Source organism: Peribacillus simplex (genome assembly GCF_001542915.1).
Taxonomy (GTDB): domain Bacteria; phylum Bacillota; class Bacilli; order Bacillales; family DSM-1321; genus Peribacillus; species Peribacillus simplex_B.
Genome location: NZ_LNNH01000004.1, coordinates 127,833 through 153,664, shown reverse-complemented (window position 1 = coordinate 153,664; position 25,832 = coordinate 127,833). Strand labels below are relative to the sequence as shown.

Annotated in this window: 23 protein-coding genes; 5 read left to right on the top strand and 18 right to left on the bottom strand. The window is 43.2% G+C overall.

Translation table 11 applies throughout. From position 1 onward, the window contains the following. Nucleotides 1-124: 124 nt before the first annotated feature. The 4 genes from AS888_RS01805 to AS888_RS01785 form a co-directional block, all read right to left on the bottom strand. The gene (locus tag AS888_RS01805) at nt 125-565 is read right to left on the bottom strand and encodes a cell wall hydrolase (RefSeq protein WP_061140499.1); all 441 of its coding nucleotides are present in this window, start codon (nt 563-565) and stop codon (nt 125-127) included. Between the two features lie 331 nt (nt 566-896). Then, a complete protein-coding gene (locus AS888_RS01800) occupies nt 897-1,121 on the bottom strand; it encodes a hypothetical protein (RefSeq protein ID WP_061140498.1) in 225 nt (74 codons plus the stop codon). Nucleotides 1,122-1,776: 655 nt separating this feature from the next. After that, the gene (locus AS888_RS01790) at nt 1,777-3,309 is read right to left on the bottom strand and encodes a flotillin family protein (RefSeq protein WP_061140496.1); all 1,533 of its coding nucleotides are present in this window, start codon (nt 3,307-3,309) and stop codon (nt 1,777-1,779) included. A gap of 17 nt (nt 3,310-3,326) precedes the next feature. Beyond that, on the bottom strand, nt 3,327-3,848 hold the full coding sequence (locus AS888_RS01785) for an NfeD family membrane protein (RefSeq protein WP_061140495.1): 522 nt from the start codon (nt 3,846-3,848) through the stop codon (nt 3,327-3,329). 297 nt (nt 3,849-4,145) lie between these two features. Here AS888_RS01785 and AS888_RS26265 point away from each other — a divergent pair, with 297 nt between their 5' ends. Further along, the gene (locus AS888_RS26265) at nt 4,146-4,346 is read left to right on the top strand and encodes a hypothetical protein (RefSeq protein WP_155645349.1); all 201 of its coding nucleotides are present in this window, start codon (nt 4,146-4,148) and stop codon (nt 4,344-4,346) included. Nucleotides 4,347-4,606: 260 nt separating this feature from the next. Next, a complete protein-coding gene (locus AS888_RS01780; RefSeq protein WP_061140494.1) occupies nt 4,607-5,179 on the top strand; it encodes a biotin transporter BioY in 573 nt (190 codons plus the stop codon). A 282-nt stretch (nt 5,180-5,461) separates the two neighbouring features. Here AS888_RS01780 and AS888_RS01775 read toward each other — a convergent pair whose 3' ends face one another. Further along, nucleotides 5,462-5,950: a YusW family protein gene (locus AS888_RS01775; protein ID WP_061140493.1), complete on the bottom strand. Its 489-nt coding sequence runs from the start codon at nt 5,948-5,950 to the stop codon at nt 5,462-5,464. A 117-nt stretch (nt 5,951-6,067) separates the two neighbouring features. Beyond that, the gene (gene trhA / locus AS888_RS01770; protein WP_061140492.1) at nt 6,068-6,712 is read right to left on the bottom strand and encodes a PAQR family membrane homeostasis protein TrhA; all 645 of its coding nucleotides are present in this window, start codon (nt 6,710-6,712) and stop codon (nt 6,068-6,070) included. 153 nt (nt 6,713-6,865) lie between these two features. Here trhA and AS888_RS01765 point away from each other — a divergent pair, with 153 nt between their 5' ends. Continuing rightward, the gene (locus AS888_RS01765) at nt 6,866-7,453 is read left to right on the top strand and encodes a DUF2087 domain-containing protein (RefSeq protein ID WP_061140491.1); all 588 of its coding nucleotides are present in this window, start codon (nt 6,866-6,868) and stop codon (nt 7,451-7,453) included. Nucleotides 7,454-7,522: 69 nt separating this feature from the next. Here the strand turns inward: AS888_RS01765 and AS888_RS01760 are convergent, their stop codons facing one another. The 3 genes from AS888_RS01760 to AS888_RS01750 form a co-directional block, all read right to left on the bottom strand. After that, nucleotides 7,523-8,122: a cell wall hydrolase gene (locus AS888_RS01760; protein ID WP_061140490.1), complete on the bottom strand. Its 600-nt coding sequence runs from the start codon at nt 8,120-8,122 to the stop codon at nt 7,523-7,525. A gap of 92 nt (nt 8,123-8,214) precedes the next feature. Beyond that, nucleotides 8,215-8,787 carry a GNAT family N-acetyltransferase gene (locus AS888_RS01755; RefSeq protein WP_061140489.1) on the bottom strand — a complete coding sequence of 191 codons (573 nt, stop codon included), beginning with the start codon at nt 8,785-8,787 and terminating at the stop codon, nt 8,215-8,217. Nucleotides 8,788-8,810: 23 nt separating this feature from the next. Further along, nucleotides 8,811-9,215 carry a secondary thiamine-phosphate synthase enzyme YjbQ gene (locus AS888_RS01750; RefSeq protein WP_061140488.1) on the bottom strand — a complete coding sequence of 135 codons (405 nt, stop codon included), beginning with the start codon at nt 9,213-9,215 and terminating at the stop codon, nt 8,811-8,813. 176 nt (nt 9,216-9,391) lie between these two features. On the opposite strand from AS888_RS01750, the gene AS888_RS01745 reads away from it, so the two are divergent. Both AS888_RS01745 and AS888_RS01740 read left to right on the top strand, forming a co-directional pair. Further along, nucleotides 9,392-9,760: a VOC family protein gene (locus AS888_RS01745; protein ID WP_061140487.1), complete on the top strand. Its 369-nt coding sequence runs from the start codon at nt 9,392-9,394 to the stop codon at nt 9,758-9,760. A gap of 108 nt (nt 9,761-9,868) precedes the next feature. Next, nucleotides 9,869-10,282, top strand: coding sequence for a hypothetical protein (locus AS888_RS01740; RefSeq protein WP_061140486.1), 414 nt, complete (start codon nt 9,869-9,871; stop codon nt 10,280-10,282). 151 nt (nt 10,283-10,433) lie between these two features. On the opposite strand, the gene AS888_RS01735 is transcribed toward AS888_RS01740, so the two are convergent. The 9 genes from AS888_RS01735 to AS888_RS01695 all read right to left on the bottom strand — a co-directional run bounded on the left by AS888_RS01735 (nt 10,434) and on the right by AS888_RS01695 (nt 25,743). Continuing rightward, nucleotides 10,434-12,326, bottom strand: coding sequence for a PTS fructose transporter subunit IIABC (locus tag AS888_RS01735; protein WP_061140485.1), 1,893 nt, complete (start codon nt 12,324-12,326; stop codon nt 10,434-10,436). 4 nt (nt 12,327-12,330) lie between these two features. After that, the gene (gene pfkB, locus AS888_RS01730) at nt 12,331-13,251 is read right to left on the bottom strand and encodes a 1-phosphofructokinase (RefSeq protein WP_061140484.1); all 921 of its coding nucleotides are present in this window, start codon (nt 13,249-13,251) and stop codon (nt 12,331-12,333) included. Continuing rightward, nucleotides 13,248-14,003 carry a DeoR/GlpR family DNA-binding transcription regulator gene (locus AS888_RS01725; protein ID WP_061140483.1) on the bottom strand — a complete coding sequence of 252 codons (756 nt, stop codon included), beginning with the start codon at nt 14,001-14,003 and terminating at the stop codon, nt 13,248-13,250. The genes pfkB and AS888_RS01725 overlap by 4 nt, the downstream gene beginning before the upstream one ends. A gap of 234 nt (nt 14,004-14,237) precedes the next feature. After that, on the bottom strand, nt 14,238-15,524 hold the full coding sequence (gene odhB, locus AS888_RS01720; protein WP_061140482.1) for a 2-oxoglutarate dehydrogenase complex dihydrolipoyllysine-residue succinyltransferase: 1,287 nt from the start codon (nt 15,522-15,524) through the stop codon (nt 14,238-14,240). A gap of 1 nt (nt 15,525) precedes the next feature. Next, nucleotides 15,526-18,405, bottom strand: coding sequence for a 2-oxoglutarate dehydrogenase E1 component (locus AS888_RS01715; RefSeq protein ID WP_311316456.1), 2,880 nt, complete (start codon nt 18,403-18,405; stop codon nt 15,526-15,528). Nucleotides 18,406-18,744: 339 nt separating this feature from the next. Beyond that, entirely contained in the window at nt 18,745-19,512 is a 768-nt protein-coding gene (locus AS888_RS01710) for a dioxygenase family protein (RefSeq protein ID WP_260320083.1), read from the bottom strand. 77 nt (nt 19,513-19,589) lie between these two features. After that, entirely contained in the window at nt 19,590-20,354 is a 765-nt protein-coding gene (locus AS888_RS01705; RefSeq protein WP_061140480.1) for a polysaccharide deacetylase family protein, read from the bottom strand. A 99-nt stretch (nt 20,355-20,453) separates the two neighbouring features. After that, nucleotides 20,454-23,903 (bottom strand): methionine synthase, encoded by a 3,450-nt coding sequence (metH, locus tag AS888_RS01700; RefSeq protein ID WP_061140479.1) that lies wholly within the window; start codon nt 23,901-23,903, stop codon nt 20,454-20,456. Next, nucleotides 23,896-25,743 carry a bifunctional homocysteine S-methyltransferase/methylenetetrahydrofolate reductase gene (locus AS888_RS01695; protein ID WP_061140478.1) on the bottom strand — a complete coding sequence of 616 codons (1,848 nt, stop codon included), beginning with the start codon at nt 25,741-25,743 and terminating at the stop codon, nt 23,896-23,898. Before AS888_RS01695 ends, metH begins: the two co-directional genes overlap by 8 nt. Nucleotides 25,744-25,832: the final 89 nt, after the last annotated feature.

The window sequence follows — 25,832 nt, the reverse complement described above, 5'->3', positions numbered from 1 at the left end:
GGAAAGCGAGTGCCTGGAGTGGAAATCAACGTCTAAATTGTACAGGCCATAAAAATAGACAAACTCGATTTTCATCGAGTTTGTCTACAGTCTGAAAGGACCATTTTTAATGGTCCTACTTTCACTAGCCGATATAAACACTCGCACATGTTCCAGGTGCTGGTTCATAAAAACAATGTTGTTTAAATTGACCAGTAAAGGGTTGGTTATACCAGGTTGAAGGGCATGGACCGTATGGATTAAAGTACCAAAGAGCAAATTTCGCTGGGTGCTCTCTCCAAGAATCCAAATTTCTCCTTGCTAACCTTCTTTCAGATTCTCTCGGTCTTTGATAAAATACATTACCTTTTTGAACAGCTTCAAATGAGTAATTGCCTCCCTGTACGTGAAAAATGACATCACGAACTGTTTTCAATTCATTAAAGTCCGTACAGTCCGCAACAACACGGTTAACAATCACATTTCCAACATATAGCATCCCTTGGTTTCCTTCGCCTTCAGCCTCCGCCCTCATCATTCTTGCCATTAAATCAACGTCTGCACTTCGGTAAGCTACTCTTGCCATTTTCTCACCTCTAAAAATAGAGTATGAAAAAAAGCATGCATTCATGTCCTTGAATATACAAAAGAATCCTTAGTTTAAGTAAAGTGAGAAATATGGCATTCTTTTCACCCTTTATTCCACTAAACCTTTTACAGTGGAGTATTAAAATAACCTGCCTGTCTGACCATTCCTTTCCTTTACCATATAAAGAAAAAGAGCTGATCTATCCAGCCTCGATGGTGCATAAGAAAAGCTGCCTTAAGGCCGCTCCGATCTACAGCTAACTCACCCGTTGGTTCATAGGACTAAGGTTAGAGTTGACACATACTACACTCTATAGTGGGACATTTCATTAATATAACGGTTCTGGGTTCTGACAAGGAGGAAATCCATTTATATCCTGAATCATATGAAAATCATATTGTTTTAAGGCAAATTGAGCTTGATACAAATATTCAATGACAAGAAGCTTATTGTCAGATGTACCACACAATACACCTGATGTGCCTTGTCCATTTGCTAATGAAATTCCAACAGGCTGACCAATTAAAAAATTAATTTTTTGTTGCCATGGCATAGTCTTCACTCCTTCAAAGACATCATATTGCTTTTTAAAAAATGGGTACCTGTATATCTTTGTCTTTTCTGAACATCTATGAGCTTATTCATTACTTAGGAGATAATTTCTTCTTACATTAAGTGCTATTGTGCACACTTGTACAAAAGATTTAAAATGAAGTAACAGCATGAGAACACATTAAACAGCGATACGGTGATGTATGTGGGTTTGGCTGAAATTTTAACACTAGAACCAGTTAAAATTTTTAATTCTCTTTTGAACACCATTACCCTTTTCCTTGTCCCCAAATAAAAATCCACCAAATTTGTGATGTCATAGCTGTATGTCGTTTTACTTGATTCAGCAGCTTCGTTAATCGTTATGGATCGGCCAAAGCTGGAGATACGGTCTTACGTATCATTACCGAGAGTTTTGCTTTAGTGCTTTAGTGCTTCGAGTATCAGTAACTCCAGTGAGCTTAAGTTCAGCAGCATACGAAAAAATTCACCTTCTGGTTCTCTCACTTTTGTCATGTTCTTGAAAGCCTTGTAACGGATTTTGTTAAGACGCTTGATTGCATCAACATCTTGTATAACCTTAGCGTCTCTTTGCCAAAACAATATAAAAAGGTATCGGAATGATCCTCACTCCGATACCTTTTTATTTCCTCCGGTTACTCTTCCTTGCCTGCTACCATATCCATGTTCACTTCAGGATTTTCTTGTTTGATGGCCGCTACTGATATATTGCGCTTCCCCGAGAAATTCTCAAGCAAGTCTTTGACATCAATGCCTGAAGATGCCTTTAGTGACTCCTGCAATGTGGCCATTAAATTCGTTGCATAGCCCGTCACTTTATTGGCCCCACCGCTTGCACCGCTTCCGCCTGTATCCACGACAGTAATTTTGTCGATATTGCTAAGCGGGCTTGCCACTTGTTTGGCGTACTCCGGCAGCATTTTCAGAATCATGTCCATGACGGCAGCCTGACCGAACTGTTCGAAGGCTTCGGCGATCTTCTGCTTGGCCTCCGCCTCTGCCACCCCTTTCAAGCGGATGATTTCCGCTTCTGACGTACCCTGTGCCCTTTGTGCGTCCGCTTTTGCAAGACCGTCCATACGAACGCGTTCCGCTTCCGCTTGTGCCATGGCTTCGATTTTATATTTATCCGCATCCGCTTCCGTTATCTGCTTCATTTTATTTGCGGAGGCAGCCTGCTCGACTGCATAACGGTCGGCATCCGCCTTCTTCTTCACTTCGGAATCATATTGCTTTTCACGGCGAAGGATCTCTTTTTCCTCCAGCTCGATTTGCTTTTGCCGTTCGATGATCCTGATTTGCATTTCCTGCTCGGTTACATCCTGTTTGGAACGGGCGGTTTCCAGATCGTAAGCTTGGTCAGCACGGGCTTTGGCAATATCCTGCTCACGCCTGAATTCCGCTACCTTCAGTTTGTTGATTTTTTCGGCTTCGGCTATTTCAGTCGCCCTTTCAAGCTCGGCGCGCTGGGCTTCCTTCGATGCTTCGGCCCGCTTGATCCGCGTTTCCTTCTCTGCTTCAGCCGTAGCGATATCGGCATCCCGCTTCACTTGGGCGATCCTTGGCTTACCAAGGGATTCCAGGTATCCGTTTTTATCGCGGACATCTTTAATCGTGAACGATACGATAATGAGCCCCATTTTGGCTAAATCCTGCGAGGCCACCCTTTGCACTTCCTGGGAAAACTTTTCACGGTTTTTATAAATTTCCTCGACAGTCATCGAACCAAGGATGGAACGAAGATGACCCTCCAACACCTCGCGTGCCTCTTGTTCACGGTCATCTTTCGATTTACCGAGAAACTGTTCAGCCGCTGTGGCAATGTCCGTGATCGAACCGCCAATCTTGATAATAGAGACACCATCCGCCATGACAGGAACGCCCTGTTCCGTATATACCTCTGGGGTCGAGACCTCAAGTTTGCTAGATAGCAAGCTTAATGGTTCCGCTTGCTGGAACACAGGCAGCACGAAAGCACCCCCGCCGCGGACAATCTTTATTTTATTTCCCGATTCGTCAACATGAACATTTTTGCTTCCCAAATAGCTTCCGGTCACAATCAATGCCTCATCAGGGCCGGCAGTACGGTATTTCGTCACAAAAACAGCAATAAGTGCGATCAATAAAAATGCCACAATGGCAACAACAATCCAAATTAAACTAAACATAAAAGACCTCCTACCCGTTATTCATTCTCGTGGGGCATAACATAGATTACCCCGTTTTTCACTTCGATGATCAAGACTTTTGTATCCGAAACAATTTCTTCATTCTTATAACTGGCCGCAGTCTTCGCAATGCTTCCACTGATGCTTTCGATCAATACCTCCCCAAATCCATTAACGGGGACTGATGTCAGGACCCTGCCGACCCTGCCTCTCAAATCGTTGTCATGAAAGGTTAAGCTTTCCTCCGCTGATGAAATGGGAATCAACACAAATACGTTCAACAGGGTGACGATCGAAAGTGAAATTAGCAGGGAAATCACGGCAATCATCACACTATTCAGTCCTGTAACCGATTCAAGCAAAAAACCACTTGCAAAAAAGACCGTTAAAAAACTGAAAATGAGTGTCGGATTAAATATATCGGGCAATTCGAGACCAGAGAATATATCATTAAACAAAATAAATAAGAATGTTAGCCCCCCGAATATAATTAACCCATATAAATAGATTGTCTCTAATGGAACTCCAAATAACTCCATCTTTTTCATCCTTTAAATTTGATTTTCCAGGCCGCTTTTCCGTTCCTGAATGACAGTTTGCTACCTATTCATGAATATGTTCTATTTTATAATCCCCTCCAATTATTTTGCATACCTTTAATACGGACAACAGATCAAAAAAGTTTCATTTTTCTCCCACCTTTAGAAGATTTCATCCATTTTTCGTTACTCCAGGTTTTATAAAAGATTCATCGACCCGACAGTCGCAAGCATTTGGTGTATTTATTTCAGGGGAAATAATGGAAATCCCCTTTATTCCGATGACTGCCATTTCTTTTGAAGACAAGCTATAGCATCGATGAAGATTACCTTCCTCAACAGCTTGTTGTTTCCTTTTTTGAAAATGAAGTTCAAAACATGAATAGATTACATCTAATGGTGGAGCATGAACCAGTTGAAAACACGGATTCATGGGTTGGAGAAAAGAAGGGTCGTTCTACTAAACTAGAAAATACCTTGCATTTACTTAGTATTTGACATCTATCATACTGCCCTGTTGAACGGTACTCCCGAAGCTTATGCACCTCCACTGCTGCGATTTCGTTGGCCTACATAAGAATTTCAATCACAAAAGGAGCTTGGAGATATTTTTCCAAGCTATTTCCGGACTAGTTGAGCATTTTCTGCTTGCCTGAGGTTCCACGATGCATATTGTTATTGACAGTGCTTGCGGAACATATTAAAATTCTATATATGTTAACTTTAAAATCAATAGGTTTACAATAGGGGGAAGCACGATGAAGGAAAGTCATGAGAAGTTAAGAATGATGATGGTTACAGCTTTGTTTGCAGCACTTATCGGGATCCTCGCACAAATTACGATCCCTCTTCCATTGGTACCAATTACAGGCCAGACACTGGCTGTGGGACTGGCAGCGACCATCCTTGGGTCGCGTTACGGAACTTCTTCCGTATTGCTATATTTATTCATTGGAGCGGCAGGAGTGCCGGTCTTCGCCGAAATGTCCGGCGGTCTAGCCAAAATATTCGGTCCAACTGGCGGTTATTTATTATCCTATATTCCTACAGTTTATATAACTGGCCTAATATTGGAAAAAACCCGCTTCACTGTACCAATGGCCTTCCTTGCAAATATAATCGGAATGATCCTTACTTTGATAATCGGAACGGTTTGGTTGAAGTATATGAGTTCGCTATCTTGGACAGTGGCATTTGCCAGCGGTTTTGCTCCATTCATCATTGTCGGGGTCCTGAAGGCTTTCCTTGCATCTTGGCTTGGAATTACGATTCGTTCCAGGTTAGCGTCGGCCAACATGCTTCCAAAAAACAATGCGACACTTTCCCGTTGAGATCAAATCGGGGCAAAGCAAGAAGGAAGGGGCCGTTTATCGGTACCCTTCCTTCTTTTTTTACCGTAACCTCAAAAAAAAAAAAAAGACTCTTAGATAAGAATCTTTTTTTTAGTGTCCATTGCGGCCCTATCCCCATAAGTCCGAAATTTGCAATTATATATGATCCCCTTTGCTAACCGTACCCATTCTACTATACGGTAGGCATTTTGACAACCATTGAGGAAATATAAGCAAGCATTCACATTTATGAAGGATAGGTTTTATTAGGTTTTCTTCCTGTTATTTATTATTCGCTTTATACTCTTTTTTCGTGCCATCATCAAAAACGACCTCTAAATCCAACTCTTCATAGCCATCCTTCACATTAAACACTTTAGTCACTTCTTGAATGACTTCTTCATCTGTGGAATCTTTCGTGAAGGTCAATTTTTCTAACATAGGAGTCAACTCTTTCATGGCTTCATCACCAAGAACTTTGTGTTTGTTCGCTTCATCTTCAATTGAAGCTTCCGTTTGGGCCCCTGTAGTATCATATTCCGCTTCATAGTCGTTATCATTGCCTGGATAGTCGACTTCCAATTGGAAATCCTTGAATGTGAATGGTAGCTTTTCATTATTATTATCCGTTCCCGTTTCAGTATTCGTGTCTGCTTGGTTTTCATTTTCCTGCACCGGTGGATTTTTCACTTCGTCCTTGTCTTCCCCACACCCAGCCAAAACTAGCATGGCCGCAAACGGGACTGATAATACTTTCAATTGTTTTTTCATTGTCAATTCCTCCTTAGCAAGTTGTATACCTTATCTATTTCCTAAAAGAAGTCTTTTAAAACCAAAAACCTTTTAGATTTCCGAAGGTAGGCCAAATTAAAGGAAAGTCAGAATGACTCATAGTGGAAGGATATAAAACAATACAGCAAAAAAGTGTGTGACCGAGCCCCCAAGAACGAATACATGCCAAACGGCGTGGTGGAAGGGAAAAACGCGCCATACATAGAAGATCGCGCCAAACGTATAAAGCAGTCCCCCTGCAATCAGCAACTGGATGCCGGCAGAAGGCATCGTTGCAGTAAGAGGGCCCCATACAATAACGATCATCCATCCCATGGCGATATAAAGGATCGTTGAAAGGAATAAGAACTTTTTCACATAGAATGCCTTGAAGACGACGCCGATGATTGCGACTCCCCAAATGATTCCCAGCAACGTCCAACCTAGGGATCCTTGAACCACAATCAGCATGATGGGTGTGTATGTTCCTGCAATGAATAGGTAAATCGCTGAATGATCGAAGATTTCAAAGATATCTTTTGTTTTCCCCTCCGGAAAGCTATGAACCAAAGTAGATGAAATATATAAAATAAGCATGGAGACGCCATAGATGACTGAAACGACGACATGCCAAGCCGGTCCTTCCTGAACAGAGAAAATGATCAAGAACACTAGGGCGGCAATGCTTAATAACGCACCGATTCCATGAGTTATCGCATTGACCACTTCTTCTTTTCTTGTATACACATGTGTATTGGCCATGTTACAGCTCCTAACTCTTCCATTAACATTTTTCATATCTTTATTATACATCAGTTAAGTAAAAGCCATGTAGAAAAGTGAATATTAACTTGAAATCGAAAACTGATTAGATTAGTATCTAATTAGACAATAATCTAATCAGGAGGAATCCATGTGCAAATTGAAAAATTGGTCGCATTCCATAAAACAATGGGGGATGTGACGAGGATACGGATTATATCCATTCTCGCAAATGGTCCAAAACGCGGTCAGGCACTTGCAGGCATCTTGAACCTGACAGCCCCTACCATTTCACACCATTTGACGAAATTGAAAGAGGTCAATTTAGTGAGAGATCGGCGGGAAAAAAATTCGGTATATTATTATTTGAATGATGATGTGCTTCAGCATTATTCACGAGCATTACCTGAAATGATTTCTTATGAGGGGGAATCCAATAAAATGGACAATAAAAAACTGTCAGGAGATCATAAAAAGATCCTTGAAAATTTCCTAACAGCAGATAGCCGATTAAAAACCATCCCAGCCCAGAGGAAAAAGAAATTGATCGTTCTTTATCATATGGCAAGCCTCTTGGAAAGCGGCCGTAAATATAAGGAAAAAGAACTGAATGCGTTCATTCACTCCTTTCATGATGATCACGCAACGATAAGACGTGAGTTCATCATCGGCAGCATCATGTATAGGGAAAACGGCATTTATGAACTGAACCCACGCGAGATGTGGGCTACTATCGAGTAACATGCTTCATGGCAATAAAAAACCGGCCTCCCATGATGGGTTGAGCCGGTTTACTCAAGGTCAATTCTTTTAAATGGCAAAATGATGGCCGCCGATGACTTTGATGACCTCCAATTTTTTCATCCATTTGCTGTCCGAGATGCTTGGATTCCAAAAATACAAGGCATCATTTGTGTAGCCATGAATGGCCAACGCTTCATTAACGGCCTTCTTGGCGTCTTTTCCGGCAGGTCGGTTGATACTGCCATCACCGACAGGAGAGAACTGATTTTTTTGGTAAATCACTTCCCTTACAGTATCGGGAAATTCATCACTGTCCAAACGATTCAATACTACACCTGCGACTTCCACCTTACCTCTGTACGGTTCCCCTTTGGCTTCTGCATGCACAAGCCTTGCTAATAATTCTTTATCTTTTTCACTCATTACATGTGGAATGATCAATTTTTTACCAGGTTCGGCAACATTGTTGACATTATGATTGGCTTCTTTCAACTTCGCGATCGGTACACCATACTGCTTGGCAATGTCCCATATCGATTCGCCTTGTTTGATGACATGCTTGGTTGCTCCATCAGAAGCTTTACTGGTCGTTCCTTTAGGAAAAACGATTCCTATAGCGATGACGCTTAGAGTCATTATCACGGCTATTATTGCTGATAATTTCATCTTGTAACCTCCTTGTTAAGCATCTACCAAGGATAACAGACCATATAAGAGAAAACAGCGCTAAATTTTTTCCAAGGAAATCAAGGAAAAAATTACACGGACTTATTTGATTCCCATTCTTCACGTAATAGTCCCATTCTGATTGAATCATAGTAAACGCCATCATGATAACGGCATTTTCTCATCCTGCCTTCAATTTGCATACCTGCCTTTTCCCCAACAGCCATCATACGCGGATTGCCTGACCAGGTGGTCAGCCCAACCCTTTCGATCTCAATATTTTCAAACAAGTAGCTTATGTACAGAATCAACGCTTCCGTTCCATAGCCTCCATTCCAATACGTTGGATCAAAAATCGTAATTCCGATTTCAAGCCAACGTGAAGGTTGGTGTTCCCAGTAATAAACAATGGAACCTATTATTTGATCATCGATTTCAAGCAGAAGCTCTGAATAAGCCCCTATTTTTTCATCGAACGCTTTCATCTTCGTTTCTTTGTCGATAAACGTAGTGAAATCAACGAGCTCCAAAGGAAAATACGGTGCATCCCACTTCTTCCATTCCGGGCTAACTTCCCCATATTTCAAGCTCCATAAGCATTTGAAATCGGCTTCCTTCACATTTCGTAAACTAACTCTTTTACCCACGATTCGAACATCTTCCATTTTTTATCCTCCATTTTCCCAATTCACCTGTCAACATCCAATTTAATGAAATAGTGTCTATCTCTCGGTCCGTCGAATTCACAAAAAAACACACCCTGCCATGTACCAAGAATCAAATTCCCTCCATGAATGATCACCTGCTGTGAAGAACCGACCGTACTTGATTTCAAATGTGCCGCCGTATTTCCTTCCATATGTAAGTCCAGTGTATGATCCCAAGGATATTGCTCGTCCAACCTTCTAAGCATATCCTTCTTGACATCCGGATCGGCATTCTCGTTGATCGTGATTCCAGCCGTCGTATGCGGGCAATAAATGAGCGCTATGCCCTCTTGAATCCCGCATTCAGAAATGAAAGCCTGCACATCGTTTGAAACATCGATCATATCATCCCTTTTTGTCGTTTTTAACGTATATTTCTTCAGCATTCACGTTCCCTCCTTTTTTTCTTTTTATTTCTATACCCAGTAGCGTAAAACTTATGCCTTTGTCTTCGATTAGGCGATAAAGCCTGCTTATCGATTCCGATAGATTAATTAAGCTTTCCTTATTGTAGTTTTCGTTTTAAAATTGGAAATATAATGAATAAGGAGAGTGTAGAATAATGGAATTCCAATTTAAATCGATCGATCATTTCCAATTAGCATCCCCCAAGGGCAGCGAGGACATATCAAGGAAGTTTTATCATGGCATTCTAAAGCTGAGGGAAGTCGAAAAGCCCGCGAGCCTTAAAGTGAACGGGGGAGTATGGTTCGAAGCGGGTTCGGTCAACATACATATCGGGATAGAGGAACCATTCATTCCTGCCCGAAAGGCCCATCCAGCGCTTGAAATTGAAAATCTTTCAGGACTGAAACAGCATTTAAACCAAAACGATATATCGTTTATTGAAGATGAGAGGCTACCTGGAGCAGACCGCATTTATGTAGCAGATCCCTTCGGAAACCGGATCGAAATTTTGGAATGGAAATAATGTTGGTGTCCAATCCGGACCCAAGAAAAATCCATAATGGTGTGAGGATTTTCATAAGACAATCAGATTCCGTGGAATCCTTCGAACAAATATAAAGCAGGTGAATACATGAAAAGACCTTTAGGCGTAACGTTGATCAGCTATTTTTATTTGTTTGGCGCGGTTGTATTGATTGCCACGGCACTATTCTTCGATGCAAATGCTAATGATGTTAGTGTGGCGGAGCGATTCGGTTTACCTCTCTTCCCGGAACGATTATTCAGGATCACATTGGCGATATTTTCACTGATCGTCATATATGGTTATATGAGCTTAAGAAAATGGGGATTTTGGTTAATGATTTTATACTCTTTTGGATTTGGAATGATAAGTTGTATTCTTTCATTCTACAATAATCACCCCCCTTTTACCGGGAATTTCATTTGGTCAGTAATCGTATTCATATATACGATTTGTGTTAGCAAGTCTTTTTTCATTAAAGAAAGGGGTGTGAAGAAAACACTGTATGTTAAGCTTTCTTGAATGGCTGGCAGGCAGACATGAAAGAAGTTATCCTCGGAATGCCCATGTAAGAAAAGCAAGGACTTTATAAATATGCCTAGCGCGATGAAATAACAAAAGCTTTTTAACATCCAAAAGACGGGTCCAATTTAATTGGACCCGCCCTTTTTATTCATAGCTGTTTCTTTTTCCATACACCCAAAAGTAAAGCAGTGATGAGAGAGCCTATTAATATGGCCAGCAAATAGAGAAATGGATGATTAACAAGCGGAACGACGAATATTCCTCCATGGGGTGCAGGCAGTGTTACATGAAAAGCCATTGACAGTGCCCCCGCAGTCGCTGAACCGATTACACTGCTGACGATGACGCGCAGTGGATCCGCTGCCGCAAAAGGGATCGCTCCTTCTGTAATGAATGAAGCGCCCATAAAGTAGTTGGTAAAGCCTGATTTCCGTTCCATTTCACTGAATTTGCTTTTGAAGAACGTTGTCGCCAAAGCAATTCCGAGTGGCGGGACCATTCCGCCGGCCATTACTGCGGCATGCGGTCCAAAACTTGAAGCTTCGATAGCCGCAATGCCAAAAGTGAAAGCCGCTTTATTAAGGGGGCCGCCCATATCCACTGCCATCATGCCCCCAAGGATCAACCCAAGGAATATTGCATTCGTGCCAGATAATCCTTGGAGCCAATTGGTCAAGCCTTGATTAATGGCCGTCACTGGTTCATTGATGAGAAAAATCATGATCAATCCGGTAATTAACATCCCAAAAACAGGATAAAGCAGTACAGGCTTTATTCCCTCAAGGGTATGAGGTAACTTTGAAAACAATTTCTTCAATAGCAAGACGACATAACCAGCAAGGAAACCGGCAATCAGTCCGCCAAGAAAACCGGCATGGGCCTGTGCAGCCAATAGCCCCCCAACCATACCAGGGGCAAAGCCTGGTCGATCGGCAATACTGGAAGCGATGAAGCCGGCAAGTACAGGAACAAGCAGGAAGAAGGCACCGCTCGTTCCCCCTCCGATATCGCTCAATGCTTTGGCAATCGGATTATACTCCGGATTTGTCGGATCAGCGGCCTCGATTCCAAAAAAGAAAGAAAGCGCAACCAAGATACCGCCACCTACTACAAATGGGAGCATATTACTTACCCCATTCATTAAGTGTTTGTAAATGCCCAGACCGCTTTTAGTTGAGTCCGCTTCGTCTCTTTTATCATGGCCAGTTCCTTTGTAAACAGGCGCATCCTGTTTCACGGCTCTAGTCAACAGTTCTTCGGTCTTCCGGATTCCTTGGGCAACCGGAACGATTATCACATGCTTCCCATTAAAACGATCCATCTCCACCTGTTTATCAGCGGCTACGATGATCGCATCCGCCTCTGCAATTTCTGCAGCGGTCAAAGCATTCTTGATTCCTGTTGAGCCATTTGTTTCCACTTTGAAGTCGATACCCAATTCCTTCGCTTTCGCCTTGAGCGCATCGGCTGCCATATAGGTATGGGCAATCCCTGTCGGGCACGCTGTAACAGCGAGGACCTTGCCGTTTTTTGGACCGCTTTCACTATTGCTCGAATGCAGCTCTTCCTCTTCTTCTGCATCGGCTTCCATTTCTTTATGGTTGATGATTTCAATGATCTCCTCACCAGAGGATGCGGAGATCAAGCGGGCTCTGAACTGTTCATCCATCAATAAGGAAGAAAGGCGTGATAAGGTTTCCAAGTGATCCGCATTCGCTCCGTCGCTTGCTGCTATCATAAAGAACAAATGTGCAGGCATGCCATCAAGCGATTCGTAATCGACACCGTTCATAGATCTACCGAAACAGATGGCAGGTATCTTCACGGCGCTCGTTTTAGCGTGAGGGATCGCAATTCCTTCTCCAATTCCTGTCGTGCTTTGTTCTTCACGTTTTAGGATGGCGGCTTTGAATGCCTCCACATCATTCAATCGGTCAGCCTCGGCTAGCTTCCCTGACAATTCATCAATGACAGCTTGCTTTGTAGCACTTTGAAGATCGATGATGATTGTATCCAATTTTAACAAGTCCGTGATTTTCATAGAGTCAGCCTCCTGTTAGTTGTTTGATATCGATTTGCGGCAATAATTCCTCAATTTTATCCAATGTACCTAGATCGGATGAAAAGGCAGTAGCGCTTCCTGCCGCAAGACTGAAGCGAAAGGCAGCTAATAGATCACTGGTCTTTTCATAGGTTCCAATGAACCCTGCCACCATGGAGTCACCGGCACCTACCGAGTTGATGACTTTTCCCTTTGGCACATTTGCCGAGTAGCACTGTCCGTTCGAGCAAAGCACCGCACCCGCTCCCGCCATGGAAACGATCACGTTCTGGGCCCCTTCTTCCACCAATCTATTCCCATACTCAACGGCATCGGCAACTGTTCTGATTTCTGTACCAAATAGCTCGCCCAGTTCATGATGATTGGGTTTGATTAAAAAGGGCCGATGAGGAAGGACATTCAGTAATTCCTTGCCGCTTGTATCCACCACCACTTTAATGGCGTTAGCAGAACAAGTCTCTGCCATTGCTTCATATACCTCGGCAGGGACGCTTGAAGGAATGCTGCCAGACAAAATGAGGATATCATCATTTTTCAACTGCTCGATCTGGCTGAATAATTGCCGGTAATTCCCTTTTGAAATGATGGGCCCCTGACTATTTATTTCAGTCTCGACTCCCGTTTTCAATTTAATGTTAATTCTCGTATCTCCCGCAATCTCCGTAAAATCCGTATAAATCTCTTCTTGCTTTAAAAATCGTTTGATGAACTCACCCGTTTGACCGCCGATGAAGCCTAAGGCCGTCGTAACATTTCCAAGCCTTTTAAGAACACGCGAAACATTGATCCCTTTCCCCCCGGGGAATTTCGCATCATAAGAAGTCCGATTCACATTCCCTATTTGAAAGTTTTCCACCTCTACCAAATAATCAATGGATGGATTGAGCGTAACTGTATAAATCATTTAATGGTCACAACCTTTACCTTTGGATTTTTTTGCAGTTGAGCAACAGCCTCTTCATCATTCCCATCCGTTATGATGATGGCATCGCTTACATCAGCAACCTTTGCAAACGTCGCCTCATTCAGCTTAGAGCTGTCACAAAGCACATACGTTTCATTAGAGAGACTGATTGCCAGCTTCTTCAATTGGGCTTCTTCCGGATCCGGGGTTGTGAAACCCATCTCTTGATGGATGCCGTTCATTCCCAAGAAACATTTATCAAATCTGTATTCATTCAAAAATTGTCCAGCATTGCTTCCGATAACTGCATTTGTCGAAAATTTTATTGTGCCGCCCACTAGGACGGTTTTGATTTGCAGCTCGATCAGTTTTGGAATATGCATAAGGCCATTTGTCATGACCGTAACATTCTTCTCTTTTAAAAAGGGAATCATTTCTGCCGTTGTCGTACCTGCATCAAGGTAAATGCAATCATTTTTCTCGATGAAAGAGGACGCCCGATTTGCAATTAGCCGCTTTTCAGCCGTTGCTTTATTTTGCTTTTCCACCGTTGTCGGTTCAAGGCCCTTTCTTTGTAGCAAGGAGGCCCCGCCATGCACACGTTTCAACAACTTCATTTCTTCTAGCTGCACTAGATCCCTTCGAATCGTCGACTCCGATGCGTGCAGCTGATCGACAAGTTCCTGAAGCTTTACCGTTCCTTGGTTTTTTAGAATTGATATGATGAATTCATGTCTTTCAGTCGTTAACATTCCATCCACCTCGCTTTAATACCATCATCATATATGAAAACGTTTAAAGAATCAATCAAAAACGTTTAAAATTATTCAATTTCATTCAACTATACACTAAAATCATCCACAAACCTTCATGTTATTGTTATAAACCACGCATGCATATTTCTTACCTATGAAAATATATAGTTATTTTTTTTCGCGAAAAAACCTCTGTCATATTGACAGAGGTTTTTTACATAATTTCATTTATTATCCTTGAAGTAAAAGTTGCTCAGGATCTTCAAGCATATCTTTGATGGCCACTAAGAAGCCGACTGCTTCTTTACCGTCAACGATACGGTGATCGTAAGATAATGCTAGGTACATCATCGGTCTGTTTTCGATTTGCTCTCCAACAGCGATAGGACGCGTTTTAATTGTATGCATTCCTAAAATCCCGACTTGAGGGGCATTCAAGATCGGTGTTGATAATAGGGAACCGAAAGTCCCGCCATTTGTGATGGTAAAAGTCCCACCTGATAAATCAGAAAGACCCAGTTTATTGTTACGCGCTTTAACAGCCAAATCCGAAATGTTCTTTTCGATTTCAGCAAAGCTTTTGCGGTCTGCATCCCTAACAACGGGAACGACTAAACCTTCATCAGTCGATACAGCTACACCGATATCGTAAAAGTTCTTTTTCAGGATATGGTCGCCTTTGATTTCTGCATTCAATAGCGGATATTTTTTCAAGGCGCCAATGACTGCTTTAGTGAAGAATGACATGAAGCCAAGTTTAACATCATTCGCTTTCACGAAAGAATCCTTATGGCGGCTGCGCAATTCCATTACTGCAGAAAGGTCGACTTCGTTAAAAGTTGTAAGCATGGCTGCTTCGGATTGTACTTGAACTAGACGCTTGGCAATGGTTTGACGACGGCGAGTCATCTTAACCACTTCAATACGGTCATCATTCACTTCAACAGGTGCTGCTGGTTGTTTAGCTGCTGGCGCTGTATTTGTTGCCGCTGCCGGTGCTGTAGGTGCTGCTGGTGCATTGCTTGCAGCTTCTACATCTTGTACACGTACACGGCCTAGCGGGTCGGCTACAGGCACTTGAGTCAAGTCAATCCCTTTTTCACGAGCCAATTTCCTTGCAGCTGGTGAAGCAATAACTTGTTGAGTGGATGTTGCTTCCTTCGTTTCTGCTTTCGGAGCCTCTTGAGCAGGAGCGGCTTGTTCCTTTTTGGCTGGCTCGGCTTTAGCTTCCTTAGCTTCTTCTGCTTTTGGAGCTTCCGCCTTCGGAGCTGCTGCAGCTGATCCATTCTCATCGACGATGGCGATCGCTTGTCCAACTTGGACAGTGTCGCCTTCTTCTGCTAAATGTTCAGAAAGTGTACCCGTATAATCTGAAATGATTTCTACGTTTACTTTATCCGTTTCCAGTTCAAGGACATATTCTCCTTTTTCAACATGGTCACCGGGTTGTTTTAACCATTGCGCAATAGATCCTTCAGAAATTGATTCTGCTAATTCAGGTACTTTTACTTCAGCCATTTTATTTCTCCCCCTCATTATTGCGTGTAATTGCTTGAGTCATAATCCGTTGTTGTTCATTTTTATGGACAAGTGGATCTCCCTCAGCCGGGCTTGATCTGCGCTTCCTTCCTATATATGTTACGGAAAGGTTACGAGGTGCCGCTGCATTAAGGCGTGGTTCGACAAATGTCCAAGCTCCCATATTTTTTGGTTCTTCTTGAGCCCAGAAGATTTCTTTAAGATTCGTATATTTTTTCAATGCTTCTTGAACACCAGTGAACGGGAATGGATAAATCTCTTCGATACTGATGATTTGCAGCCAATCCGTATTTTTTTCAGCTGCCGCTTTTTCACGAAGTTCAACCGCCAACTTACCTGATGCGAAGACAATGCGTTCAACCGATTTAGGTTTTTTGCCTAATGTCTTCGTTTCTACGAACGATTCAAACGAGCCTTCGCTGAATTCTGCAGCTGCGGAAGCCATCACTTGATTACGAAGCATGCTCTTCGGTGTCATGATGACAAGCGGGCGTACTTGCTCTTGATCCAAAATCTTGGCCTGTCTTCTAAGGATATGGAAGTATTGGGCTGCCGAACTTAAATTGGCAACGGTCCAGTTATTCTCAGCCGCCAATTGAAGGAAACGTTCAAGGCGTGCACTTGAGTGCTCTGGTCCCTGTCCTTCATATCCGTGCGGAAGCAGCATGACAAGTCCTGATTTTTGACCCCATTTTGCACGGCCGGCAGCGATGAATTGATCAAAGATGACTTGTGCAGTATTGGCGAAATCTCCAAATTGGCCTTCCCATAGTACAAGTGCTTCAGGTGCGAATACATTATACCCATATTCATAAGCCAGAACGGCCGTTTCAGTAAGCGGGCTGTTATGAACAGCGAAAGAAGCTTTGGCCGTTTCAAGTGTGTGAAGTGGTGAATAAGTCTTTCCATTCACACTGTCATGTAACATGATATTACGCTGTGCGAATGTTCCGCGCTCTGAATCTTGTCCTGTCAAACGAATTGGCGTACCGTCATTCAAAATGGTCGCAAAAGCCAGCGTCTCGGCATGAGCCCAATCGATTTTACCTTCAGCAGCAAAGGAATCCAAGCGGCGTGATAAAATCTTTCCTAGTTTTTTATTAGGTGTGAATCCTTCCGGCCACTGAACAAGTTCTTCGTTTATGGAAACCAGTTCTTGCTTCGGAACACCGGTTTCGATCGTCGGAAGTCCTTTTTCGATAATGCCAGGAGGGTTACACTCTTTGGAAGCTTCCGGTTTGTTTCCGGAAATTTTCGCATAGGCGTCAGCAAGTCTTGTATCCACCTGCTCAGCGATAGCTTTCACTTCTTCTTCCGTGAACTCACCAGAGTGAACCAACTTATTGCTATAAAGGTCTTTAACCGTTTGATGCTTATGGATCAAGGCATACATTTCAGGTTGAGTCACCAGTGGCTCATCCATTTCGTTATGGCCGAAACGTCTGTAACCAATCAAATCGATCAAGAAATCTTTTTTATATTTCTCGCGGTATTGGTTGGCAAGGTTAACGGCAGCCATACATGCTTCAGGATCATCTGCATTCACATGCACGATCGGCACTTCAAAGCCTTTAGCCAAATCACTGGCATATTTAGTTGAACGCGAATCTTCACTTTCCGTTGTAAAACCAATCATGTTATTGGCGATGATATGGATGGCGCCGCCAACTTGATAACCGCGTAAACGGCTTAAGTTGAATGTTTCTGGTACAATTCCCTCACCAGGGAACGCTGCATCACCATGAATCAGGATTGCCAGCGATTTGGAAATGTCCTGTACTGGGAATCCCTTCGCCGAACGGTCTTCTTGTGCCGCACGGGAATACCCTTCCACGATTGGACCGACTACTTCCAAGTGGCTTGGGTTATTGGCAAGAGTGATCCTTGCTTTTTGTATGTTGGCTTTGGTGATCTGCTTATCAAGACCTAAATGGTACTTAACATCACCTGTCCACCCATTGTTAATCCCTGTAGAACCTTCAGAAGGAACCAAATCTTTATTAGGCGAATGTTGGAATTCCGAGAAGATGACTTCATATGGCTTTCCTAGGACGTGTGCGAGCACATTCAAGCGTCCGCGGTGAGCCATGGCTATATTTACATTGCCCGTTCCATTTTGAACCGTCTGTGAAATCATTTCATCTAAAATCGGCACTAGTATATCTAGTCCTTCTATAGAGAAACGTTTTTGCCCAACGTATGTGCGGTGAAGGAATTTTTCAAACCCTTCCACCTCATTCAGCCGCTTCAGTAACAGTTCTTTTTTCTCTTTAGTCACTTCCGGGAACATGCTTCCGGATTCGACCATATCTGTAAGCCATTGCTTTTCTTCCAAGTCATTAACATGGTGAAATTCAAAGGCTATCGTTTTAGTATAAAGTTGTTTTAAGTATTGTACGGCTTCGTAACCGTCTTTTACGTCCTTTGGTGATTCTGGACAAATAAGGTCAGCCGGTATCTTTCTTAAATCATCTGCAGTTAAGCCGTATTTTTCAAAGTGAATTTGTTCTGTATCCAGTGCTTCTTCTTTTAAAGGATAAATGTTTGCAGCAAGATGTCCGTAAGCGCGGATGTTTTCCGCTAGCTTCACTGCAGACATAATTTTCTTCATTGGAAGAACTTCTCCAGCTTGTGCGATTGGTGCACTTCCGATTGTTGTTTCTGCTGATACATCGAATGAAGGAGGACCTGATACTTCAAAAAAGTTTTTCAGCTCCGGATCTACTTCTTCCGGATTGGCTTGAAATAGATCGTATTGCTCCATGACATACCCAAGGTTTGGACCTGAAAAAGCTTTCCATGGGTCGTATGCCTTAGCATCCTTGATGGTCATTTTTGTAAACCCCCAAATTTCTCTCATAGTTTTTTTCAATTCGTTTTATCCATCCCCAAATTTCTATCTTCTAACTATTCCCCAAATATATGAAATGATAATTAAATAACTTTGGTCAATGAATAATAAAATTTTAAAGGATAAAACGTTTTCAGATGTTATATTAACATGTTTTTGTCGAAATATCCAAAGGTTAAACGACTTTATGCAACCTTTTTGATACTATATTTCTGTTTAATTCGCCAATATGCGCCTTTAATTGACTTTTTTGCTCATTTAAATCTTTTTTCGCTAAAAAAAGATTTATGTATTTTTGTATATTTGATCGTTGGCGGGTATATATTACTAGGCGAAAAACCACTATAATCAATCAAACTTCCAAGCTGTTAAACTCAAATTTCCGTATTGAAAGCTCCTATGCAGCAGAGCCGCCTTTTTATGCTCATTTCCTGCCCCCATTGCGATGATCAAAGGTATGTAATGCTCTTTGGTAGGCACCGCATCCAGGCTATACGGGGCTTTCTGTTCATAATTAAACAGAGCTTCCAAATCCCAATTCCTGATTTTCCCTTCGACCCAGTTCTCAAAATTGATGGCCCAGCCCTCCGCTACATTCATATCCTTCTGAATATGGGAAAAATTATGTACGATACCACCGCTTCCGATGATAAGGACATTTTCCTCTTTCAGTTCCCCCAAAGCTTTTCCGATATCATATTGCTTATTTAATGGAAGTTCAGGATTGATGGATAACGATACGACCGGAATATCGGCTTCCGGATACATGATGTGCAGCAGACCCCATGCCCCATGATCCAAAGGGCGCCTATCATCAAGTTCCCCCCATATATCTATCCTCGACAATAAGGTCAATATCCGATCGGACAGTTCCAAACACCCTGGAGCAGGATATGTTATTTTGAATATTTCTTCGGAAAAACCAACAAAATCGTAAATGACCTGATGCTTCCTCACTGCCGAAATCATCTGCTCTCCACTTTCCCAATGTGCAGACAAAATAACGATCGCAGCAGGTTTATTCATAGCCTTCATATAATCCTTCAAAAAAGCGGTGTAGCTATTCTTTTCCAAAGCCAATAACGGTGTACCATGTGATAAAAACAATGATGGCATCATAAAAACGATAAATCCTTTCGCAATAAAATCTCTTAACCCCATCCCTAATTTACTATATATGAACCAAGTGTTCATCATTTAAATTGTATTTTCGGGGTTGTCTCATCAATCGTATCAAAGGAATAGCCTTCTTTTTTAAGGTATTCGATTATATCCGGCAATGCCTTCACGGTATTTTTCATACTATTGATGTCATGCAATAAGATATTAACATGCTTTTGACCTTTCGTCCCTTTTTGTACTGAAGAAATAATTTGCTGTTCACTTATCGATGGACTGATGCCATCCGTCGAATCGATATTCCAATCGACATATATATATCCTTTTTCCGATAATTGTTGCAGGATTCCATTTATGATGGGCCTTGTTGCAGCCTGGTGCCGCAGAAGGTTATTCGAGCCGCCAGGCAGGCGGACAATACGGCTTTTTATGCCGAACTCCTTGTGCAGCTTTGCTTCAAGTCGATTCAAATCCTGGAAGAAGCTTTCTGGCGACTTATAGACGATTGAATAATCATGTGTATAGGAATGCAGGGCAATCGCATGTCCTCGGGATTTCATTTCCTCGTATCCTTTTTTTGCATATGGTTCTTCATTGCCCATCACGAAAAATGTGGCCTTAATATGATAACGATCCAAGATATCCAAGATATCCATCGTATTCAATGAAGGTCCATCATCAAAAGTTAAATAAGCGATTTTCTGGTTTTGTTTACTTTTAACGAGCGGGGTCATCTCTTCGGGGACATATGCATGGACATGCGCCCCTGAACCAGGCAAAAGCATACATATAATAAAAAAACATACCACCGAAACAAAAAAACCAAGCAGATTCTTCATCGTTCGCTCCCCTTCCTCTTGACCCTTAAGATGTACTAACGGAGGGGTTTCATGCGCAATAAGGCAGCGGAAAAAAATACCGCTGCCTTATCCATGCATTTAACGATCGACATTGAAGTATCGTGCTTCCGGATGAGCGAAGACGATCGCAGAAACGGAAGCCTCTGGCTCCATCATGCATCCCTCGGTCAATTCAACACCAATGTCACTTGGCTGAAGGAGGCGGAAAAGCTTCTCCTGGTCTTCGAGATTGGGGCAAGCGGGATAACCGAATGAAAATCTTTGTCCGGTATACTTGGCTGCAAACCGCTCTTTCATGGACATATCAATTGGATCGCTTATCCCTAAATCATCGCGCATCAATTGGTGTATCCTTTCGGCAAAACCCTCGGCCGTTTCGAGTGCAAGTGACTGCAGGGCATGATTTTTCAGGAAGTCACCTTCAAGCTTCAGTTTTTCTGCCCATTTCCTGATTCCTTTACCGGCTGTAACGAGGAAAAAGCCAACAAAATCCATTTCCCCCGATGAGACGGGCTTGGCGAAATCCGCTAAACAAAGATGAGGATTCGTGTCCTGACGCGGGAAATCGAACGTTTCCAATACCTCCAGATGATTATCGGGATTATATATCAAGAGCCTGTCCCCATCACTTTGGGCAGGGAAAAAATGATATATGGCATTCAACCCATAATCCGGTTCCGCTTTTAGAAATTCAATCAATTCATCGACGAGGTCATTCAGCTGTACGGCTTTTTCATTCCCTTGCTTAAGCAGATCAGCTACCTTACCCTTTAATCCCAAGTGATGTCCAATCAGCATTTGCCGATTAATGTAAGGTTGGATGACATCCAATGGATAGTTTTTCAGAACATGACGCTTCGTATCACGAGGCTTTTGAACAGGAACGTTGCTTAAAGGGGCAGCTGTCGATTGCCTCCGCTCCGGTCTTTCCAGCGTGGCAGCAATGGCGGCATTTGCTTTCGATTTTTCTCGTTTCTCGACAAGCTCCTCCAAATACACGACTTTTTTGTTCGTATCATGCAAAATATTCGTTACCGCCAACCCATCCATCGCATCCTTGGAATATAGCACAGGACCGCCATACTCTGGTGATATTTTAAAATCGGTGAATTTACGGGACAAGGCAGCCCCTCCAACCAAGATTGGGGTATCTATGCCCGCTTGTCTCAAATCCTGGGCCGTCAAGACCATTTGCTGTGCCGATTTCACTAGTAAGCCTGATAGTCCAATGATCGTTGGTTCATGTTTCCGGACCTCTTCAATGATTTGCTGTGGCGCAACCTTAATACCAAGATCAATGACCTCATACCCATTATTCGAGAGAATGATATCCACTAGGTTTTTGCCGATGTCATGCACATCCCCCTTGACAGTCGCTAAAAGGATCTTCCCTTTCTTCGCGCTATCTTCGGAATTCTCCATCAGCGGCTCAAGATGAGACACTGCCGCCTTCATCACCTCTGCACTTTGAAGCACTTCCGCGACAATAAGCTGATTGTCGTTGAATAATCGCCCCACTTCACTCATTCCAGCCATCAATGGGCCATTGATGATTTCCAGTGGAGCATCGCCGCGCTCTATGGCCTTATTCAAGTCTTCAATTAAGCCTTCCTTCGTCCCTTCGATAATATTGTTGCCTAACCGCTCGTTCAATGGCAGGACGACACCATCATCCTTCTTCTCCGCTTTTTTGCCACGGTAAAATTCAGTAAAGGTGGCCAAGGTTTCACTGGATGTCTCGAAAAGGAGGGCTTCAGCCAATTTCACTTCATCATCAGGTATCAGGGCGAAGCGTTCAAGCTTTTCCGTATTCACGATAGCGTAATCGAGGCCTGCTTTTGTACAATGATAAAGGAAAACGGCATTCAGGATTTCCCTGCCCCGTGCGGGCAATCCGAATGAAACATTCGAGATGCCAAGTATCGTCAAGCATTCCGGAAACTTATCTTTGATTGCCTTGATTCCTTTCACCGTTTCCAATGCAGATCCGATATATTGCTCATCTCCGGTACCGACAGGAAATACAAGCGGGTCAAAAATGATATCACTTTTGTTTAGACCATATTTATTGACAAGCAAGTCGACAGAACGTGTGGCCACTTCGATTTTCCGTTCAGCATTGACGGCCATCCCCGTTTCGTCGATGGTTCCGACGACGACGGCGGCACCATATTGATGGATAAATGGTACGATTTTTTCAAAACGTTCTTCACCATCTTCAAGATTTATGGAATTGATGATCGATTTTCCTTGTGAATGTTTTAATGCTTGCTCAAGGACGGCTTCATCCGTCGTATCGATGACCAAGGGCACCTTCACCTTTTTGACGACCTCTTCCACGAACTCCTTCATATCGCCGAGCTCATCGCCATCCGGGTCTGCGAGACAAATATCAATGACATGTGCACCTTTTTTCACCTGGGCTCGTGCTATTTCGGCTGCTGGCTCGTAATGTTTTCCACGGATCAGCTCCTTGAATTTTCTTGATCCGATTACATTCGTTCTCTCTCCTACGAATAAAGGACGCATTGACTCATCGTAAATGAGCGGCTCTATGCCTGATACGGCGTGGCCATGAGCAGATTCAGCCTTTACGCGGGGCTGCAGGCCGGAGAGCGCCTTGGAAAGCTCCCTTATGTGCTCAGGTGTCGTACCGCAGCACCCTCCGATGATATTGACCCAGCCTTTTTCGGCAAATTGCTTCATTTTCTCCGCAAGGGAAACCGGTGACTCATGATAATGTCCCTCCTCATCCGGAAGGCCGGCATTCGGGTAACAGCTGATGGCACTATTTGAAATCTCTGCAAGCGTCCGGATATGATCGATCATGAACTCCGGTCCTGTCGCACAATTCAAGCCGACAGCAATAGGTTTCATATGTTCGACCGATAAATAGAAAGCTTCTATCGACTGGCCGGCAAGTGTAGTGCCCATCGGTTCGATCGTACCGGATATCATCACCGGGACTTCTTTTCCGATTTTGGCGAAGGCGGCTTTTATTCCAGAAAAGGCCGCCTTGACATTAAGCATGTCCTGACACGTTTCCACCAATAAAAGGTCGACACCGCCGTCCAAGAGACCGAGTGCCTGCTCTTCGTAAGAGTCGGTTAAAACATCGAAAGTCGTTCCCCCTGTTACCGATAGGGTTTTTGTCGTGGGCCCCATCGAGCCTGCTACATATCTTGGCCAGCTATCCTTTGAATACTTTTCACAAGCGTTGACGGCAAGCTCTGCGGAAATTTTATTAAGTTTGTATGCAATCGTGCTTATTTGGTATTCATCAAGAACGATGCTTGTCGCACCAAAAGTATTTGTCTCGATGATATCTGCACCTGCTGCCAAATAAGTTTCGTGGATGGATTGGATGAGTTGCGGCTGCGTCAGCGATAAATATTCATTGCATCCCTCGAACTGCTCGCCTCCGAAATCCGCTGCCGTCAAATTCTCTGCCTGAAGCATGGTTCCCATCGCTCCATCAAGCAGGAGAATTTTGGAATCCAACTGTTCTTGTATCGCTTTTTTATTCATGCACTGCCACCTCTGATGTTTGTTTACTATCGGCTTTCCTTATATATTTGGTAAGTTCGGCTGTCATTTCATAACGAAGGAATGGGGTGATTAAATAGATTCCCTTGAATTTATCCCTTGCTGCGTCCACTAGCTCCCTTGCAATGCTCACGCCTTCTATCCTTGCCTTTACAGGATCATCCCCGGCTAATGCCATCGCTCTCCTGACATTGTCAGGCAATTTGATGCCTGGGATTTCGTTGTGGATGAATTCGGCATTCCGCGTGCTTGTCAAGGGCATGATACCGATAAAAATCGGCGTTTCCAAATGTTTGGTCGCTTCATGAACTTCTTCCATCTGTTGGACTGAATAAATGGGCTGTGTCAAAAAGGAATGAGCACCACAGGCAATTTTCTTTTCCATACGCTGCACCGCTTTATCCAAGTACTTCACATTGGGATTAAATGCGGCGGCAATTTTGAAATTTGCCCGTTGGCCCAAGCTTTGACCCGAATAGGAAAGGCCTTCATTAAATTGTTTGACCATGCTTATCAAGTCAAAGGAGGATAAATCATAAACCGAAGTGGCTCCAGGGAAGTCCCCGATCTTGGATGGATCGCCGGTAATGATCAATATCTCATTCAAGCCTACCGTCTGCAGGCCCATTAAATGGGATTGCAGGCCGATTAAATTACGGTCACGACATGTTATATGTACCATTGGTTTCACATTCAATTGATCTTTCAGTAGATTTGCCAACGCTTCATTCGATATCCTCGGGGAAGCAAGTGAATTATCCGCTAATGTAATCGAATCGACCCCTGCACTTTTCAAAGCCTTCGCCCCGACCATGAAAGTTTCTATTCCCAGCTTCTTCGGTGGATCGAGTTCAACAAGGATCGTCCTTTCTGTTTTGGCCTTTTCATATAGAGGAAGTTCTCCTTCTCTATCACTGATCTCCATTATTTCTATTTCACGGGGTTTCGTTAATTTTTCTTTCACGGGAACCAGGCTTCCAACTGCATTCTTCACAGCTTGAATATGCAGAGGAGTCGTACCGCAGCATCCGCCTATGATCGTGGCACCCTGCTTACGTAAGTCCAGGGCACTCGAACCGAAATATTCAGGCACTGCCTTATAGACGAGCCTGCCGTCCACATAATCCGGGAGACTGGCATTTGGATAGATGGCAATCGAAGCATGCTTTGGCAGGCTCACTTCTTCCAAGGCACGAATCATATGGTGCGGACCAAGTCGGCAATTCACGCCGACGACATCGGCTCCCAATTGCTCGAGTTTTTGAAAGGCTTCATTCAAATGGATCCCATTTTGGAGATTGCCCAATTCATGCATTGAAACATTTGCGATGATTGGCAGTTCCGTTTCTTTTTTTACGATTTCCAGCACGGTTTCCAGTTCTTCGAGGTCATAAAAGGTTTCCAGGAGAATCCCATCCGGGCTTTCCATCAGCAGGCTGTAAAGTTGTTCACGAAAGCCTCGCTTTATTTCCTCCATGCTTAAATCCGATTTTCTTATACTCCGCTGGGCCCCGATCGTACCGAAGACATAGGCCTTGCCTTTTGCCGCTTTTTTGGCAAGGATGACTCCCTGACGATTGATCTTGCTTACCTCATCTTCTAGTCCATGTCGCTTCAACTTATTGAAGTTGGCACCATACGTGTTCGATTGTAGGATGTCGGCACCTGCCTCCAAATAGGCACGATGGATCGATTCTATTTGACCGGGATTCGTACAGTTTAATTCCTCATAACATTGATCGATGCCATAGGAGTATAATAAAGTCCCCATCGCCCCTTCTCCAACCAGCATTCTTTCTTTCAATTCTTTACGAAAATTCATTATTACACCCTCTCTCAAAAACAATTCTGTTTTTGTCATATTCTAAGCGTATGAGAGAAAAGAAAAAAAACCTTCTCAAAGAAGAAGGT

Bases quoted from the DNA above. Each gene is read 5' to 3' on its own strand.
- AS888_RS01805 (WP_061140499.1), bottom strand. From the start codon at position 565: ATGGCAAGAGTAGCTTACCGAAGTGCAGACGTTGATTTAATGGCAAGA.
- AS888_RS01800 (WP_061140498.1), bottom strand. From the start codon at position 1,121: ATGCCATGGCAACAAAAAATTAATTTTTTAATTGGTCAGCCTGTTGGA.
- AS888_RS01790 (WP_061140496.1), bottom strand. From the start codon at position 3,309: ATGTTTAGTTTAATTTGGATTGTTGTTGCCATTGTGGCATTTTTATTG.
- AS888_RS01785 (WP_061140495.1), bottom strand. From the start codon at position 3,848: ATGGAGTTATTTGGAGTTCCATTAGAGACAATCTATTTATATGGGTTA.
- AS888_RS01780 (WP_061140494.1), top strand. From the start codon at position 4,607: ATGAAGGAAAGTCATGAGAAGTTAAGAATGATGATGGTTACAGCTTTG.
- AS888_RS01775 (WP_061140493.1), bottom strand. From the start codon at position 5,950: ATGAAAAAACAATTGAAAGTATTATCAGTCCCGTTTGCGGCCATGCTA.
- trhA (WP_061140492.1), bottom strand. From the start codon at position 6,712: ATGGCCAATACACATGTGTATACAAGAAAAGAAGAAGTGGTCAATGCG.
- AS888_RS01760 (WP_061140490.1), bottom strand. From the start codon at position 8,122: ATGAAATTATCAGCAATAATAGCCGTGATAATGACTCTAAGCGTCATC.
- AS888_RS01755 (WP_061140489.1), bottom strand. From the start codon at position 8,787: ATGGAAGATGTTCGAATCGTGGGTAAAAGAGTTAGTTTACGAAATGTG.
- AS888_RS01750 (WP_061140488.1), bottom strand. From the start codon at position 9,215: ATGCTGAAGAAATATACGTTAAAAACGACAAAAAGGGATGATATGATC.
- AS888_RS01745 (WP_061140487.1), top strand. From the start codon at position 9,392: ATGGAATTCCAATTTAAATCGATCGATCATTTCCAATTAGCATCCCCC.
- AS888_RS01740 (WP_061140486.1), top strand. From the start codon at position 9,869: ATGAAAAGACCTTTAGGCGTAACGTTGATCAGCTATTTTTATTTGTTT.
- AS888_RS01735 (WP_061140485.1), bottom strand. From the start codon at position 12,326: ATGAAAATCACGGACTTGTTAAAATTGGATACAATCATCATCGATCTT.
- pfkB (WP_061140484.1), bottom strand. From the start codon at position 13,251: ATGATTTATACAGTTACGCTCAATCCATCCATTGATTATTTGGTAGAG.
- AS888_RS01725 (WP_061140483.1), bottom strand. From the start codon at position 14,003: ATGTTAACGACTGAAAGACATGAATTCATCATATCAATTCTAAAAAAC.
- odhB (WP_061140482.1), bottom strand. From the start codon at position 15,524: ATGGCTGAAGTAAAAGTACCTGAATTAGCAGAATCAATTTCTGAAGGA.
- AS888_RS01715 (WP_311316456.1), bottom strand. From the start codon at position 18,405: ATGAGAGAAATTTGGGGGTTTACAAAAATGACCATCAAGGATGCTAAG.
- AS888_RS01710 (WP_260320083.1), bottom strand. From the start codon at position 19,512: ATGCCATCATTGTTTTTATCACATGGTACACCGTTATTGGCTTTGGAA.
- AS888_RS01705 (WP_061140480.1), bottom strand. From the start codon at position 20,354: ATGAAGAATCTGCTTGGTTTTTTTGTTTCGGTGGTATGTTTTTTTATT.
- metH (WP_061140479.1), bottom strand. From the start codon at position 23,903: ATGAATAAAAAAGCGATACAAGAACAGTTGGATTCCAAAATTCTCCTG.
- AS888_RS01695 (WP_061140478.1), bottom strand. From the start codon at position 25,743: ATGAATTTTCGTAAAGAATTGAAAGAAAGAATGCTGGTTGGAGAAGGG.